Raw genomic sequence first — 14,742 nt, forward strand, 5'->3', positions numbered from 1 at the left:
GAACCACTGACATGGACGACACCTCCTGCGCCACCTCGCCGCGTGCGCTGTTCGAGGCCTCGGGCGTGCGCTCGCTGCTCGAGCAGCTCGACGCGGAGCTGGTCGGCCTGGCGCCCGTCAAGGGTCGCATCCGCGACATTGCCGCGCTGCTGGTGATCGACAAGCTGCGGCAGCAACAGGGCCTGCAGTCGCAGCCGCCCTCGTTGCACATGTGCTTCACCGGCAACCCGGGCACCGGCAAGACGACGGTGGCGATGCGCATGGCCGAGGTGCTCAAGCAACTGGGCTACGTGCGCAAGGGCCACCTGGTCGCGGTGACGCGCGACGACCTCGTCGGGCAGTTCATCGGCCACACCGCGCCCAAGACCAAGGAGGTGCTCAAGAAGGCGATGGGCGGCGTGCTGTTCATCGACGAGGCCTACTACCTCTACCGCCCCGAGAACGAGCGCGACTACGGCCAGGAGGCGATCGAGATCCTGCTGCAGACGATGGAGAACCACCGGGATGACCTGGTGGTGATCCTCGCTGGCTACAAGGACCGCATGGACACCTTCTTCGGCAGCAACCCGGGCATGGCCTCGCGCGTCGCCCACCACATCGACTTCCCCGACTACAGCGAGCCGGAGCTGATGCAGATCGCGACACTGATGCTGCAGGGCCTGAACTACCGTTTCGACGACGAAGCCGAGCCGGCCTTCGAGCGCTATGTCGGTCTGCGGCGCCAGCAGCCGCACTTTGCCAATGCCCGCTCGGTGCGCAACGCCCTGGACCGCATCCGCCTGCGCCACGCGACGCGCCTCTTCGACGACGACGGCACGCTGACGCGCGAGCAGCTCTGCACGCTGCAGGCACAGGACATCCTGTCCAGCCGCGTGTTCGACACCGCGGGCATCGACAAGGACTGACATGGGCATCGACGCTCTGATCTTTGACGTGGACGGCACGCTGGCCGACACCGAAGAAGCGCATCGCGTGGCCTTCAACCTCGCGTTCGAACGCTACAGCCTCGGGTGGAGCTGGAGCCGCGCCGAGTACCGTGGCCTGCTCGATGTCACCGGCGGCAAGGAGCGCATTGCAGGCTACATCCAGTCGCTTCCGCTTGCCGCGGCAGACTGCCGGCGTCTGCTGGACCTGGTGCCGCACATCCATCGCGAGAAGACACGCTTCTACAGCTCGATGGTGAACGACGGCGGCATCGCACTGCGCGACGGCGTCGCCCGACTGCTCGACGAGGCCTTGCACGCCGGACGCCGGCTGGCGATCGCCAGCACCACCAGCGCGATCAACGTCGACGCGCTGCTGCATTCCACCCTGGGCCCGCGCGGACTCGAGATGTTCAGCGTCATCGCCTGCGGCGACCAGGTGAAGCACAAGAAGCCGGCACCCGACATCTACCAGCTGGCCCTGCGCACGCTCGGTCTCACGCCCGACCGGGCGGTCGCCCTCGAAGACTCCGCCAACGGGCTGCGTGCCGCGGTGGCTGCCGGGCTGTGGACCGTGATCACGCCGACCTTCTGGACCGAGGGCAGCGATTTCTCGGCCGCCGGGCTCGTGCTGCCGCGCCTCGGCGATCCGCACAAGCCCTTGAACGACGAACCCGGCCGGCAGCTGAAGTCAGTCGCCTGGCTGAGTTTCGAAGAGCTGGCGCGCCACGCACGGCCGCCGGCGCCCCTCGATGCCGTGCAGGCCCTGTACCGGAGAGTCCCCCAATGACCCGCGCGATCCGCATCGCTCCCAGCCTGCTGTCGGCCGACTTCGCCCGCCTCGGTGAAGAAGTCACCGCCGTCATCGAGGCCGGCGCCGACCTCATCCACTTCGACGTGATGGACAACCACTACGTCCCCAACCTGACCATCGGCCCGCTGGTGTGCCAGGCCATCAGGCCCCATGCCACGGTGCCGATCGACGTGCACCTGATGGTCAAGCCGGTCGACGCGCTGATCCCGATGTTCGCGCAGGCCGGTGCCGCCATCATCTCCTTCCACCCCGAGGCAAGCGAGCACGTCGACCGCACGATCCAGCTGATCCGCTCGCACGGCGTCAAGGCTGGCCTGGTGCTGAACCCGGCCACGCCGCTGAGCGTGCTGGACCACGTGCTGGACCAGCTCGACCTGGTGCTGCTGATGTCGGTCAACCCCGGCTTCGGCGGGCAGAGCTTCATCGAAGGCACGCTGCCGAAGATCGAGTCGCTGCGCCGCCTGATCGATCGCAGCGGCCGCGACGTGTGGCTCGAGGTCGATGGCGGCGTGAAGGTCGACAACGCGCAGCGCATCGCCGCCGCCGGCGCCGACACTCTGGTCGCCGGCTCGGCGGTCTTCAATGGCGGCGCCTACCGGCAGGCGATCGCCGGCATCCGCGACAGCGCGCAGCGCGGCCAGCAATCCTCCAAGGCGCTCGGCGGGCCAGGCGCATGACGGATTTCGACGCCATCGCCTTCGACCTCGACGGCACGCTGGTCGACAGCGCGCCCGACATCGCGCACGCGTTGAACACCGGGCTGCACGAAGCCGGCCTGCAAAGCTTCGACCTCGACCGCGTGCGCAGCTGGATCGGCGACGGCCCCGACGCGCTGATCGCCCGTGCCATGAGCGCACAGGGCCTGGACGCCGTCAGCACCGCCGTCGTGACCTCCCGCGTTCGCGCTGCCTTCGATGTCATCACGCTCGCAGCACCGCTGCGGCACGGCATGGTCTACGACGGCATCGCCGCCCTGCTCACGCCGCTGCAGGCGCTGCGGCCCTTGGTGGTCGTCACCAACAAGCCCACGCGGCTCGCCTGCGCCGTGCTGCAGGCAGCCGGACTGCTCGGCCATTTTGCAGCGGTCCACGGCGCCGACACGAAGAGACAGCGCAAACCCTCGCCGCTGCTCCTGGAGGAGGCCGCCGACCGGCTCCGGGTCTCGCCGGGCCGCCTGCTGATGGTCGGCGACAGCATCCTCGACCTGAGGGCTGCGCACGCCGCCGGCTCGCAGGCCGCGCTGGTGCTCTGGGGCTATGGCCATCACGCCGTGCCCGAGAGCGTCGACGCGTGGCGCGTGGCGACGCCCCGGCACCTGCTGACCCGCCTGCTGCACCAGAGCGCCCCTTGCGAACAGAACACCTAAGGAGACCGTCATGCCCACCGGAGGAAAGTCCACCCTCACGCAGTTCCTCATCGAGGAACGCCGCAAGCACCCCGAGGCCACCGGAGAGCTCAACGCGCTGATCACCGATGTGTCGCTCGCCTGCAAGGCGATCTCGCGCAAGGTGGCCTTCGGCGGCCTGGCCGGCGTGCTCGGCAGCGCCGGCTCGGGCAATGTGCAGGGCGAAGAGCAGAAGACGCTCGACGTGCTGAGCAACACCATGTTCCTGCGTGCCACCGAATGGGGCGGCCACGTGGCCGGCATGGTGTCCGAGGAAATGGAAGCGCCGTACACGCTCCCGCCGCAGTACGCGCGCGGCAAGTACTTGCTGATGTTCGACCCGCTCGACGGCTCCTCGAACATCGACGTCAACGTCACCGTCGGCAGCATCTTCGCGATCCATCGCGCACCGCAGCCGCGCCAGGATCCGCAGCCACAGGACTACCTGCAGCCGGGCACCACGATGGTCTGCGGCGGCTACGCGATCTACGGACCGTCGACGATGCTGGTGCTGACGCTGGGCAACGGCACGCATGCCTTCACGCTCGATCCGCAACTCGGCGAGTGGGTGCTGAGCCATCCGAACCTGCGCATCCCGCAGCGCACGCGCGAGTTCGCGATCAACGCCTCGAACAGCCGCTTCTGGGAGCCGGCGGTCAAGCGCTACGTCGACGAGTGCCTGGCCGGCAGCACCGGGCCGCGCGGCGCCGACTTCAACATGCGCTGGATCGCCTCGCTGGTCGCCGAGACGCACCGCATCCTGATGCGCGGCGGCGTCTTCCTGTACCCGCGCGACAGCAAGGACCCGAGCAAGGCGGGCCGGTTGCGGCTGCTGTACGAGGCCAACCCGGTCTCCTTCCTGATCGAGCAGGCCGGCGGCATGGCCAGCACCGGCCGCAAGCGCCTGCTGGAGGTGCAGCCCGAGTCGATTCACCAGCGCATCGGCTTCGTGTTCGGCTCGAGCGAAGAGGTTGCCCGCATCGAGGGCTACCACCGCGACGAGCCGCCCGCGACCTACAGCTCGCCGCTGTTCGGCAAGCGCGGCCTGTTCGCGGACGCTGGCTGAGCCAGCGCCCGTCCGCGCCCCATCCCACCTCTTCGGAGCTGCCGCCATGTCTGCCCAATACCCCATCATCGCCATCACCGGTTCCTCCGGCGCCGGCACCACGTCGGTGACGCGCACCTTCGAGAACATCTTCCGCCGCGAAGGCATCCGCTCCGCCGTCATCGAGGGCGACAGCTTTCACCGTTACGACCGCCAGTCGATGAAGCTGGCGATGGCCGAGGCCGAAGCCGTCGACAACCAGCACTTCAGCCACTTCGGCGAAGACGCGAACCTGTTCGCTGAACTCGAGCAACTGTTTCGCTGCTACGGCGAGACCGGCACCGGCCAGTCTCGCAAGTACCTGCACAACGCCGAGGAGGCGGCGCCCTACAAGCAGGAACCGGGCACCTTCACACCCTGGGAGCCGTTGCCCGAGAGTGAACTGCTGTTCTACGAAGGCCTGCACGGTGGCGTGAAGACCGACAAGGTCGACGTCGCCCGCCACGCCGACCTGCTGATCGGCGTGGTACCGGTCATCAACCTCGAGTGGATCCAGAAGATCCACCGCGACCGCAGCACCCGCGGCTATTCGACCGAGGCGGTGACCGACGTGATCCTGCGCCGCATGCACGAGTACGTGCACTACATCTGCCCGCAGTTCACGCGCACGCACATCAACTTCCAGCGCGTGCCGGTGGTCGACACCTCCGACCCCTTCATCGCACGCACCATCCCCACCGCCGACGAGAGCCTGGTGGTGATCCGCTTCGCCGACCCGCGCGGCTTCGACTTCCCCTACCTGCTGAGCATGCTGCACGACTCCTTCATGTCGCGCGCCAACACGCTGGTGGTGCCGGGCGGAAAGATGGAGCTGGCGATGCAGCTGATCTTCACGCCGATGGTCATGCGCCTGGTCGAGCGGCGCAAGAAGCTGCTGGCCGCCTGAAGCGCGCCCGCCCCTGTCGATCGCCGAGCAGAACCCATCCACCTTCCTGGTCCTCCCATGAACGAGAACACCAACCACCTGGCCTTGCGCACCCAGTGCGCCAACGCCATCCGCGCCCTCGCGATGGACGCGGTGCAGGCAGCCAATTCCGGCCATCCCGGCATGCCGATGGGCATGGCCGACATCGCCGAGACCTTGTGGCGCCACCACCTGAAGCACGATCCGGCCGATCCGAAGTGGATCGACCGCGACCGCTTCGTCGTCTCCAACGGCCACGGCTCGATGCTGCTGTACGCGCTGCTGCACCTGAGCGGCTACGAGCTGCCGATCGACGAGCTCAAGCGCTTCCGCCAGCTGCATTCGCGCACGCCGGGCCATCCCGAGGTCGATGTCACGCCGGGCGTCGAAACCACCACCGGCCCGCTGGGCCAGGGCATCAGCAACGCGGTCGGCATGGCGCTGGCCGAGAAGCTGCTGGCCGACGAGTTCAACTGCCCGGGTCACGCGGTGATCGACCACCGCACCTACGTCTTCCTGGGCGACGGCTGCCTGATGGAAGGCATCAGCCACGAAGCCTGCTCGCTCGCCGGCACCTGGCAACTGAACAAGCTGATCGCTTTCTACGACGACAACGGCATCTCGATCGACGGCGACGTGAAGGGCTGGTTCACCGACGACACGCCGCGCCGCTTCGAAGCCTACGGCTGGACCGTGCTGCGCGATGTCGACGGCCACGACTTCGCGTCGCTCGACCGCGCGATCGCGCAGGCGCACACGGCCGACAAGCCGGTGCTGATCTGCTGCAAGACCCACATCGGCCAGGGCTCGCCGAACCGCGCCGGCACCGCCAAGGCGCACGGCGAGGCGCTGGGCGAGGCCGAGATCGCGCTCACGCGCGAGAAGCTCGGCTGGACCGCGGCGCCGTTCGAGATCCCCGAAGCGGTCGAGTGCGCCTGGTCGGCGCTGGAGCGCGGGGCGGCACGCAAGCGCGACTGGAAGGCAAGGTTCGGTGACTACGCCCAGGCCTTTCCCGACCTCGCCCAGGAGCTGCTGCGCCGCCACAGCGACGACACCGCGCTCGGCGGCACCGCCGAAACCGCGCTGTCCGCGGCCATCCAGAGCGCCGAAACCAAGCGTGCTGCGGTGGCCACGCGCAAGGCCTCGCAGGACGTGCTGCAGGAGGTCGGTCCGGCCATGCCCGAACTGCTCGGCGGCTCGGCCGACCTGACCGGCTCCAACCTCACCGACTGGAAGGGCCACCGTCCGCTGAAGGGCACGGCCACCGGCAACCACGTGCACTACGGCGTGCGCGAGTTCGGCATGGCCGCCATCATGAACGGCGTGGCGCTGCACGGCGGCTACCGGCCGTTCGGCGGCACCTTCCTGACCTTCGCCGACTACGCGCGCAACGCCATCCGCATGTCGGCGCTGATGCGGCTGCCGGTCATCTACGTGTTCACGCACGACTCCATCGGGCTCGGCGAGGACGGTCCGACCCACCAGCCGATCGAGCACGCATCGAGCCTGCGGCTGATCCCGAACGTCGACGTCTGGCGTCCGGCCGATGCCACCGAAACGGCCGTCGCCTGGCGGCAGGCGCTGCGCCGCGCCGACGGGCCGAGCTGCCTGCTGCTGTCGCGCCAGGCCTTGCCGCACGGCGGCGACGGGCGCGAGCGCATCGAGAACATCGCGCGCGGTGCCTACGTGCTGCGGCGGCCCGAAGGCGAGCGCGTCGCGCTGCTGGCCAGCGGCTCGGAGATCGGCATCGCACTGCAGGCCGCCACGCTGCTGGCGGCCGATGGCATCGCGGCACGCGTCGTCTCAGTGCCCTGCATGGACGTGTTCGAACGCCAGGACGCCGCCTACCGGCACACGGTGATCCCGCGCCACCTGCCGCGTCTGGCCATCGAGGCCGGCAGCACCGGCCTGTGGTGGAAGTACGTCGGCGAGCACGGCGACGTGATAGGACTCGACCGCTTCGGCGAATCGGCACCGGCGGCCCAGCTGTTCAAACTCTTCGGCATCACCGCCGAGGCGGCTGCCGAGCGCGCGAAGAGGCTGGTCCACCCGCATCTGCCCGCCGCAACAGACGGCGAGCTCGCGATCGAGCCGAACACCGTGCTGTCGTCGAACTGAGCCGCGCCGGCTGTCCTGCGCCAGCGTCCCCTTCCCTTCCATCCCAAGAAGAGACCGCCTTGACCACACGCATCGCCATCAATGGCTACGGCCGCATCGGCCGCAACGTTCTCCGTGCCCTGTTCGAGTCGCAACGCGCCGGCACGGCCCATGACATCGAGATCATCGCGATCAACGACCTGGGCAACGCCCAGACCAACGCCCACCTGACGCGCTTCGACACCGTGCACGGCCGCTTCGGCTTCCCGGTCAGCCACGAAGGCTCGGACCTGGTGGTCGATGGGCGGCGCATCCATGTCAGCTCGATCCGCAACCCGGCCGAGCTGCCGTGGAAGCAGCACGGCATCGACATCGTGCTGGAGTGCACCGGCCTGTTCACCAGCAAGGCCAAGGCCTCGGCCCACCTCGCCGCCGGCGCGAAGAAGGTGCTGATCAGCGCGCCGGGCGGCGCCGACGTCGACGCCACCATCGTCTACGGCGTCAACCACGGCGTGCTGCGCGCCGAGCACACCGTCGTCTCGAACGCTTCGTGCACCACCAACTGCCTGGCCCCGGTGGCCAAGGTGCTGAACGACGGCATCGGCATCGCCAACGGCCTGATGACGACGATCCACAGCTACACCAACGACCAGGTGTTGACCGACGTCTACCACGAGGACCTGCGACGCGCCCGCTCGGCCACGCAGTCGATGATCCCGACCAAGACCGGCGCCGCCGCCGCCGTCGGCCTGGTGCTGCCGGAGCTGGCCGGCCGGCTCGACGGCTTCGCGGTGCGCGTGCCGACGATCAACGTCTCGCTGGTCGACCTGGTGTTCACCGCCAACCGCGACACCAGCGCCGGCGAGGTCAACACGCTGCTGAAGGCCGCCGCCGCGCAGGGGCCGTTGGCCGGCGTGCTGGGCTACACCGAGGAGCCGCTGGTGTCGGTGGACTTCAACCACGACCCGCGCTCCAGCGTGTTCGACGCGACCTGCACCAAGGTCTCGGGGCGGCTCGTGAAAGTCTGCGCCTGGTACGACAACGAGTGGGGCTTCAGCAACCGCATGCTCGACACCGCCCAGGCGATGGCCCGGGCCTGAAACCGCACGCGGAGCGCGACATGGCCTTCAAGACCCTGGACCAGATCAACCTGCGCGGGCAGCGGGTGTTCATCCGCTGCGACTTCAACGTGCCGCTCGACGCGGCCGGCCGCATCACCGACGACACGCGCATCCGCGCCGGCATCGACGGCATCCGCCACGCGCTCGCACAGGGTGCGCGCGTGATGTTGGCGTCGCACCTGGGGCGGCCCCGCGAAGGCGCGCTGACACCGGCCGACTCGCTGGCGCCGGTGGCCCGTCGCGTGGGCGAACTGCTGGGGCAAGAGGTCCCGCTGGTGACCGATTGGCTGACGCGGCGCTTCGACGTCGCGCCCGGGCAGGTCGTGATGCTGGAGAACTGCCGCGCCAACCCCGGCGAGAAAGCCAACAGCACCGAACTCGCCCAGCGCATGGCGGCGCTGTGCGACGTGTACGTGAACGATGCCTTCGGCACCGCGCACCGCGCCGAGGCCACGACCGAAGCGCTGGCGCGGGTGGCTCCGGTGGCCTGTGCCGGTCCGCTGATGGCCTCGGAGCTGGACGCGCTCGGCCGTGCGCTGGCGCAGCCGGCGCGCCCGCTCGCGGCCATCGTCGGAGGCTCCAAGGTCTCGACCAAGCTGTCGGTGCTCAATGCGCTGGCGGGCCAGGTCGAACTGCTGGTGGTCGGCGGCGGCATGGCCAACACCTTCCTGCTGGCCGCCGGCCAGCAGGTCGGCAAGTCGCTGTGCGAGCCGGAGATGGTCGAGACCGCCGCGCAAGTGGCTGCAACGCTGAGCGCACGCGGTGCCGAGCTCTTTATGCCGATCGACGTGGTCACCGCGACCGAGTTCTCCGATCGTGCGATCCCGGCGATCAAGACCTTGAACGAGGTGGCCCCCGACGACCTGATCCTCGACTTCGGCCCGCAGTCGATGCAGGCCCTGGTCGAGCGGCTCGCGCCGTGCAAGACCATCGTGTGGAACGGCCCGCTGGGCGTGTTCGAGATCGAACAGTTCTCCTACGGCACCCGCACGCTGGCCACCGCGATCGCCGCGTCGACGGCCTACTCGATCGCCGGCGGCGGCGACACCGTGGCGGCCATCAACCGCTTCGACGTGGCGCGCCAGATCGACTACGTGTCGACCGCCGGCGGCGCCTTCCTCGAGTTCCTCGAAGGCAAGACCTTGCCCGCCGTGAAGGCGCTCGAGGACCGCGCCGCCTGAGGCCGCGCCCTCACCCCTTTCATCCAAGCAACCGGAGTCACACCATGGCCATGATTTCCCTGAGACAACTGCTCGATCACGCGGCCGAGCACGGCTACGGCGTGCCGGCCTTCAACGTGAACAACCTGGAGCAGATCCAGGCCATCATGCAGGCCGCGCAGAAGACCGACAGCCCGGTGATCCTGCAGGCCTCGGCCGGTGCGCGCAAGTACGCCGGCGAGCCCTTCCTGCGCAAGATGGTCGAGGCGGCGGCCGAGATGTACCCCGAGATCCCCATCGTGCTGCACCAGGACCACGGCGCCAGCCCCTCGGTGTGCATCCAGTCGATCCGCTCCGGCTTCACCAGCGTGATGATGGACGGCTCGCTGCTCGAGGACGCCAAGACGCCGGCCAGCTACGAGTACAACATTGACGTGACGCGCCGCGTGGTCGACATGGCGCACGCCATCGGCGTGTCGGTCGAAGGCGAGCTAGGCTGCCTGGGTTCGCTCGAGTCCGGCATGGCCGGCGAGGAAGACGGCGTGGGCGCCGAGGGCGTGCTGACCCACGAGCAGATGCTGACCGACCCCGAGCAAGCGGCTGACTTCGTCGCGAAGACGGGTGTGGACGCGCTCGCGATCGCCATCGGCACCAGCCACGGCGCCTACAAGTTCAGCCGCAAGCCGACCGGCGACATCCTCGCGATCGACCGCATCAAGGCCATCCACGCGCGCATCCCGAACACCCACCTGGTGATGCACGGCTCCTCGTCGGTGCCGCAGGAGTGGCTGGCGATCATCCGCGAGCACGGCGGCGAGATCAAGGAAACCTACGGCGTGCCGGTCGAGGAGATCCAGGAAGGCATCCGCCACGGCGTGCGCAAGGTCAACATCGACACCGACATCCGCCTCGCGATGACCGGCGCGATGCGCCGCGCGATGGGCCGCGACCGCGGCGAGTTCGATCCGCGCAAGTTCCTGAAGGACGCGACCGCCGCCGCACGCGACGTCTGCATCGACCGCTTCCAGGCCTTCGGCTGCGCCGGCATGGCGTCGAAGATCAAGCCGGTGTCGCTCGAGGCGGGCGCGAAACGCTACGCCTGAACGAGTGGAGCCCCCCGCGGGGCTTGCTCCCTCTCCACCGGCTACGGGGGAGAGGGCTGGGGTGTACCGGTCGGCCCTCACCCCAACCCTCTCCCGCAGGGCGGGAGAGGGAGCCGGCAAGCGTCGCACCACGGGGTTGTCGCGCCTATTTGACGGGGATCACCAGCGCGCGGTCCACCGGCACCGCGGTCACGCTGTTCTGCGGCGAGCCTTCGATCACGCGATCGGAGTAGGTGAGGTAGACCAGCGTGTTGCGCTGCCGGTCCACCATGCGCACCACCCTCAGCCGCTTGAAGACGAGTGAAATTCGCTCGCTGAACATCTCTTCCTGCACCGGCAAGGGCTTCGCGAAGGCGATCACACCGGTCTGCCGGCAGGCGATCGAGGCCTCGGACTTGTCCTCGGCGAGGCCGAACGCGCCCTTGATCCCTCCGGTCTTCGCGCGCGACACGTAGCAGGTCACGCCGTGGACCTTGGGGTCGTCGTAGGCATCGACGACGATCTTGTGGTCCGGCCCGATCAGCTTGAAGACGGTATCGACCTCGCCGACCGGTTCCGCCTGGGCCAGGAGGCCGGCGCAGAGCAGGCCGAGGGGCAGGAGCTTGTTCATCCTCGACGAGTCCCCGGAAAGCGGTCAGTCCGTACCCATGCGCAGCGGGGCGGTGGGCACGCGGATCTCGGCCGCCCTGGCGACGCCCGTCACCGCATAGGCCCGCTGGGCGGTATCGCGCGGCGTGGCCGCCGGCAAGGCCCTGCCATCGCGGCCCACGAGGCTGGCCACGATGGGCTCGTTGGTCTTCGCGCCGCGCCGCGTGACCACGGCCACCTCGCCGCTGGCCAGCCTGACATAGCTCCCCGGCGGGTACATGCCGAGCGACTTGATGACAGCGGAGCCCACCTGGTCCGGCTGGCCGTTGGGACCCAGGCAGGCGGCACGCGCCGCCAGCGTGGCCGGCATGCCCGCACGGAACCTGCGCGAGCTGATCTTCGCCGTGAAGACGTCCGCCCGGCGCAGCACGCTGGCCAGCCGCTGCGTCGCGCTCAGCGCCCCGTACGGCAGCTCGGGCGCCGGATCGGTGTGGTGCAAGGCCACGATCTCGAGCCAAGCCTCGTCGCGGATGCCGGCACGGCGCAGCAGCTCGGCGCTCGCCTGGGGGTGGCCATCGATGGCACGACGCTGGTCCAGCGTGGGCGTCCGTTCGCGATGGATCAGTTCGTCCTGGAGTTCCGTCATGCTGACGTTCATGGTCAGCGCGGCGAGCACGACCGCCTGCCGTTCGGCGTCGCTGAACTCCAGATGCTGCAGGCACAGCTCGACGACCACGCCGCAGAACAGCGCGTGCTGGCTGCTGTAGTGCTCCTGCGGCCGGTTCGCGCCCTGCACCAGCAGGTAGAGCAGCGAGTCGGCGTCGCGCTGCACGAGTGCACGACAACGCCGCATCAGCCCCTCGATCAGCGAAGGCCAGCCGGTCTCGGCAAGCGGCGCGCCCAGCGCGGTGGCCAACTGGTGCTGCAAGGCCGCCAGCTCCGAGGGCAGCGGCAGCGGGCGGGCGGCGGTGCGCTCCGTGCCGTCGACCTGTGCGGGAGGGCCGTCGCTGCGATCCGGCAGATCGCCCGCCGCGGCAGGGGTCGCGGGGACCGGTGGTTCGCCCGAGGCGCCCTCGGGTTCCGAATGGGTCGGGGCGATCGACTCGGCGACGTCTGCGGTGGTGCGGGGCGGGTTCAAGGGAGGACGCCTGGTGGCGCGGTTCAGTCGGTCACCGTCGATTCTGGCACCTTGTCGAGCCCGTCGCGACGGACGCCCGCCTCACCGGGCGAGCGCTTCCCCTGCCGGCCCGGGCCCTGAGGCCATGGCCTCTCCCAAGCGGATCGCACGTCCCGGCGTCCACGCCGGATCGAAACGAAGCGGCGTGTTCGGCCGCGGCGCAAACAGCATCACGACGGTCGAACCGAGCAGAAAACGGCCCATCTCTTCGCCCTGCCGAAGGCGCACGTTCTGGTCGCCGTAGCGCCACTCCCGCAGCTGCTTCACGCGCGGCGGGTTGATCCGGCCGTGCCAGACCGTGGCCATGCTGCCCACGATGGTGGCGCCGACCAGCACGAGCACGAAGGGCCCCAGCGCGCCGTCGAACTCGCAGACCACGCGCTCGTTGCGCGCGAACAGCCCGGGCACGCCGCGCGCGGTTGCCGGGTTGACCGAGAACAGATCGCCCGGCACGTGGATCATGCGCAGCAGCCGGCCGTCGCAGGGCATGTGGATGCGGTGGTAGTCGCGCGGGCTCAGGTAGAGGGTCGCGAAGTGGCCGTCCTGGAACCGGCCGGCGAGTTCGCCGTCGCCGCCGACCAGTGCCCGGGTCGAATAGTGGTGCCCCTTGGCCTGGAAGATCCGGTCCCGGTCGATCGCACCGAACTGGCTGATTGCGCCGTCGACCGGGCAGATCAGCTGCGCCGTCGCCAGCGGGCGCACACCGGGCCGCAGCGCGCGGGTGAAGAAGGCGTTGAAGGTCGCGTAGCGGGTGATGTCGGGCTCGGCCGCCTCGCTCATGTCGACCCCGTACTTGCGCACGAAGCGGCGGATGATGGCGGTGGTCACCAGCCCGCCCCGGCTGGACGCCACGAACCGGGCGAAGTCCGTCAGCGCCCGCTTGGGCAACAGATACTGCAGCAGCACATGGAGGCGGTCTGACACGGGCGCGATGCGGTGGCGGTAGGGCGGTGCAGTGTAGCGAGCGCCGCCGCGCGCCCGCTCACCCCGCCAGCGGCAGCTCCAGCGTGAACTCCGCGCCGCCGTCCGGGTGGTTGCGCGCGCTCAGTTTGCCGCCATGCTGCTCGACGATGCCGTAGCTGATCGACAGACCCAGTCCCGTGCCCTTGCCCACCGGCTTGGTGGTGAAGAAGGGGTCGAAGATGCGCGTCAGGTGCTCCGGCGGGATGCCGGGGCCGTTGTCGCGCAGGCGCAGGCGCACCCAGGGGCCGTCCTGCTCGGTATCGATCCACAGCACCGGGTGACCGCCTCCCCGGCTCGCGGCGGCGTCGCAGGCGTTCTGCAGCAGGTTCATCAGCACCTGCTGCAACTGCCCGGCGCTGGCGGTCACCCTGCACGGCGGGCCGGGCTGCCACTTCATCTCGAAACTGGGCGCGGTGCCCTTGCTGACCCAGTGGATCGCGCGCTCGATCACGTCGTTCAGCGGGACCGACGCGCGCGCCTCGGGGTCCATCGCCGAGAAGCGCTTGAGGCCGTTGACGATGTCGGCCGTGCGCTGCGCGCCTTCGAGCGTGCCTTCGATCAGCGACGGCAGGTCGCTCAGCAGGTGTTCGATGCGCAGCCTGGTGCGCATCTCGGCCAGCTGCGCCGGCGCCTCACCGGCGTGCACGGCGGCCAGGTAGCGGCCCAGGCGATCGCTGTAGCGGCTGAGCGCGTGCACGTTGCCGAGTACGAAACTGATGGGGTTGTTCAGCTCGTGCGCCACGCCGGCGACCAGCCGCCCCAGCGACGCCATCTTCTCGGAGTGCAGCAGCTGCTGCTGCGCGCGCTTGAGTGCCTCGTGGGCCGCATGCAGCTCGTGAAAGGCCCGCTTGATCTCGGCGGTCGGCCGGCCGACGAACACCGTGCCGACGCGCCGCCCGTGAGGCGAGATGCGGGGCGTGCAGTTGGCATCGACCGGCACGCTCTGCCGCTGGGCGTCGAACAGGTTCAGCTCCACGCCCTCGCCCTGCCGCGACGGCGCGGCATTGGCCAGCACGAGCTGCACGCGCACGGCACTGGCTTCGTCGGCCAGCAGGTCGTGGATCGCGGTGCCGCGCAGGTCGGCATCGCTGCGGCCGACCAGCTCGCGCAGCGCGGCATTGGTTTCCTCGATCACGCCGTTCTCGTCGCACACCAGCAGCACGTCCGACATCGCGGACAGCACGCTGAAGATGAACTGCTGCGACTGCTCGAGCTCGGTGTTCTTCTGTTCGAGCTCGATTTCGTCGAGCACGAGCTGGGAGTACACCTCGTCCATCTTCTGGATGACGTCCATCCAGGTCGACTCGTCGACGCCCTCCATCTGGCCGTGCTGCGACGGATCTTCGAGCGCGGGAGGCCCAGGGGGGACGAGGGGGCGTGAAGGCGGCGAATCGGCCATGGGG

At 69.4% G+C, this 14,742-nt stretch carries 14 protein-coding genes; 10 read left to right on the forward strand and 4 right to left on the reverse strand.

Annotated features, from left to right (window positions below):
* Window positions 1-11: 11 nt before the first annotated feature.
* Genes cbbX through fba form a run of 10 tightly spaced genes read left to right on the forward strand, consistent with a single transcriptional unit; the run spans window position 12 to window position 10,611 of the window.
* Complete coding sequence (gene cbbX / locus ACQY9S_RS10780) at window positions 12-905, forward strand: CbbX protein (protein ID WP_428419705.1); 894 nt, start codon at window positions 12-14, stop codon at window positions 903-905.
* Between the two features lies 1 nt (window position 906).
* The gene (locus tag ACQY9S_RS10785; protein ID WP_428419706.1) at window positions 907-1,713 is read left to right on the forward strand and encodes an HAD-IA family hydrolase; all 807 of its coding nucleotides are present in this window, start codon (window positions 907-909) and stop codon (window positions 1,711-1,713) included.
* The gene (gene rpe / locus ACQY9S_RS10790; RefSeq protein WP_428419707.1) at window positions 1,710-2,414 is read left to right on the forward strand and encodes a ribulose-phosphate 3-epimerase; all 705 of its coding nucleotides are present in this window, start codon (window positions 1,710-1,712) and stop codon (window positions 2,412-2,414) included. Before ACQY9S_RS10785 ends, rpe begins: the two co-directional genes overlap by 4 nt.
* Window positions 2,411-3,103 (forward strand): HAD-IA family hydrolase, encoded by a 693-nt coding sequence (locus tag ACQY9S_RS10795; protein WP_428419708.1) that lies wholly within the window; start codon window positions 2,411-2,413, stop codon window positions 3,101-3,103. The genes rpe and ACQY9S_RS10795 overlap by 4 nt, the downstream gene beginning before the upstream one ends.
* 10 nt (window positions 3,104-3,113) lie before the next feature.
* Window positions 3,114-4,187 (forward strand): class 1 fructose-bisphosphatase, encoded by a 1,074-nt coding sequence (locus ACQY9S_RS10800; RefSeq protein WP_428419709.1) that lies wholly within the window; start codon window positions 3,114-3,116, stop codon window positions 4,185-4,187.
* A 46-nt stretch (window positions 4,188-4,233) separates the two neighbouring features.
* Complete coding sequence (locus ACQY9S_RS10805) at window positions 4,234-5,112, forward strand: phosphoribulokinase (RefSeq protein WP_428419710.1); 879 nt, start codon at window positions 4,234-4,236, stop codon at window positions 5,110-5,112.
* A 57-nt stretch (window positions 5,113-5,169) separates the two neighbouring features.
* Window positions 5,170-7,248: a transketolase gene (gene tkt, locus ACQY9S_RS10810; RefSeq protein WP_428419711.1), complete on the forward strand. Its 2,079-nt coding sequence runs from the start codon at window positions 5,170-5,172 to the stop codon at window positions 7,246-7,248.
* 59 nt (window positions 7,249-7,307) lie between these two features.
* Window positions 7,308-8,327 (forward strand): type I glyceraldehyde-3-phosphate dehydrogenase, encoded by a 1,020-nt coding sequence (gene gap, locus ACQY9S_RS10815; protein WP_428419712.1) that lies wholly within the window; start codon window positions 7,308-7,310, stop codon window positions 8,325-8,327.
* Window positions 8,328-8,347: 20 nt separating this feature from the next.
* Window positions 8,348-9,529, forward strand: a complete 1,182-nt coding sequence (locus ACQY9S_RS10820) for a phosphoglycerate kinase (RefSeq protein ID WP_428419713.1) — start codon at window positions 8,348-8,350, stop codon at window positions 9,527-9,529.
* Between the two features lie 44 nt (window positions 9,530-9,573).
* Window positions 9,574-10,611, forward strand: a complete 1,038-nt coding sequence (gene fba / locus ACQY9S_RS10825) for a class II fructose-bisphosphate aldolase (protein ID WP_428419714.1) — start codon at window positions 9,574-9,576, stop codon at window positions 10,609-10,611.
* A 145-nt stretch (window positions 10,612-10,756) separates the two neighbouring features.
* Here fba and ACQY9S_RS10830 read toward each other — a convergent pair whose 3' ends face one another.
* The 4 genes from ACQY9S_RS10830 to ACQY9S_RS10845 all read right to left on the reverse strand — a co-directional run bounded on the left by ACQY9S_RS10830 (window position 10,757) and on the right by ACQY9S_RS10845 (window position 14,738).
* Window positions 10,757-11,221 (reverse strand): CreA family protein, encoded by a 465-nt coding sequence (locus ACQY9S_RS10830; protein ID WP_428419715.1) that lies wholly within the window; start codon window positions 11,219-11,221, stop codon window positions 10,757-10,759.
* A 24-nt stretch (window positions 11,222-11,245) separates the two neighbouring features.
* Entirely contained in the window at window positions 11,246-12,337 is a 1,092-nt protein-coding gene (locus tag ACQY9S_RS10835; RefSeq protein WP_428419716.1) for an HD-GYP domain-containing protein, read from the reverse strand.
* Between the two features lie 81 nt (window positions 12,338-12,418).
* On the reverse strand, window positions 12,419-13,300 hold the full coding sequence (gene asd, locus ACQY9S_RS10840; RefSeq protein WP_428419717.1) for an archaetidylserine decarboxylase: 882 nt from the start codon (window positions 13,298-13,300) through the stop codon (window positions 12,419-12,421).
* Between the two features lie 58 nt (window positions 13,301-13,358).
* On the reverse strand, window positions 13,359-14,738 hold the full coding sequence (locus tag ACQY9S_RS10845) for a sensor histidine kinase (protein WP_428419718.1): 1,380 nt from the start codon (window positions 14,736-14,738) through the stop codon (window positions 13,359-13,361).
* Between the last annotated feature and the right edge of the window lie 4 nt (window positions 14,739-14,742).

The organism is Methylibium sp. (assembly GCF_965279545.1).
GTDB lineage: Bacteria > Pseudomonadota > Gammaproteobacteria > Burkholderiales > Burkholderiaceae_C > Methylibium.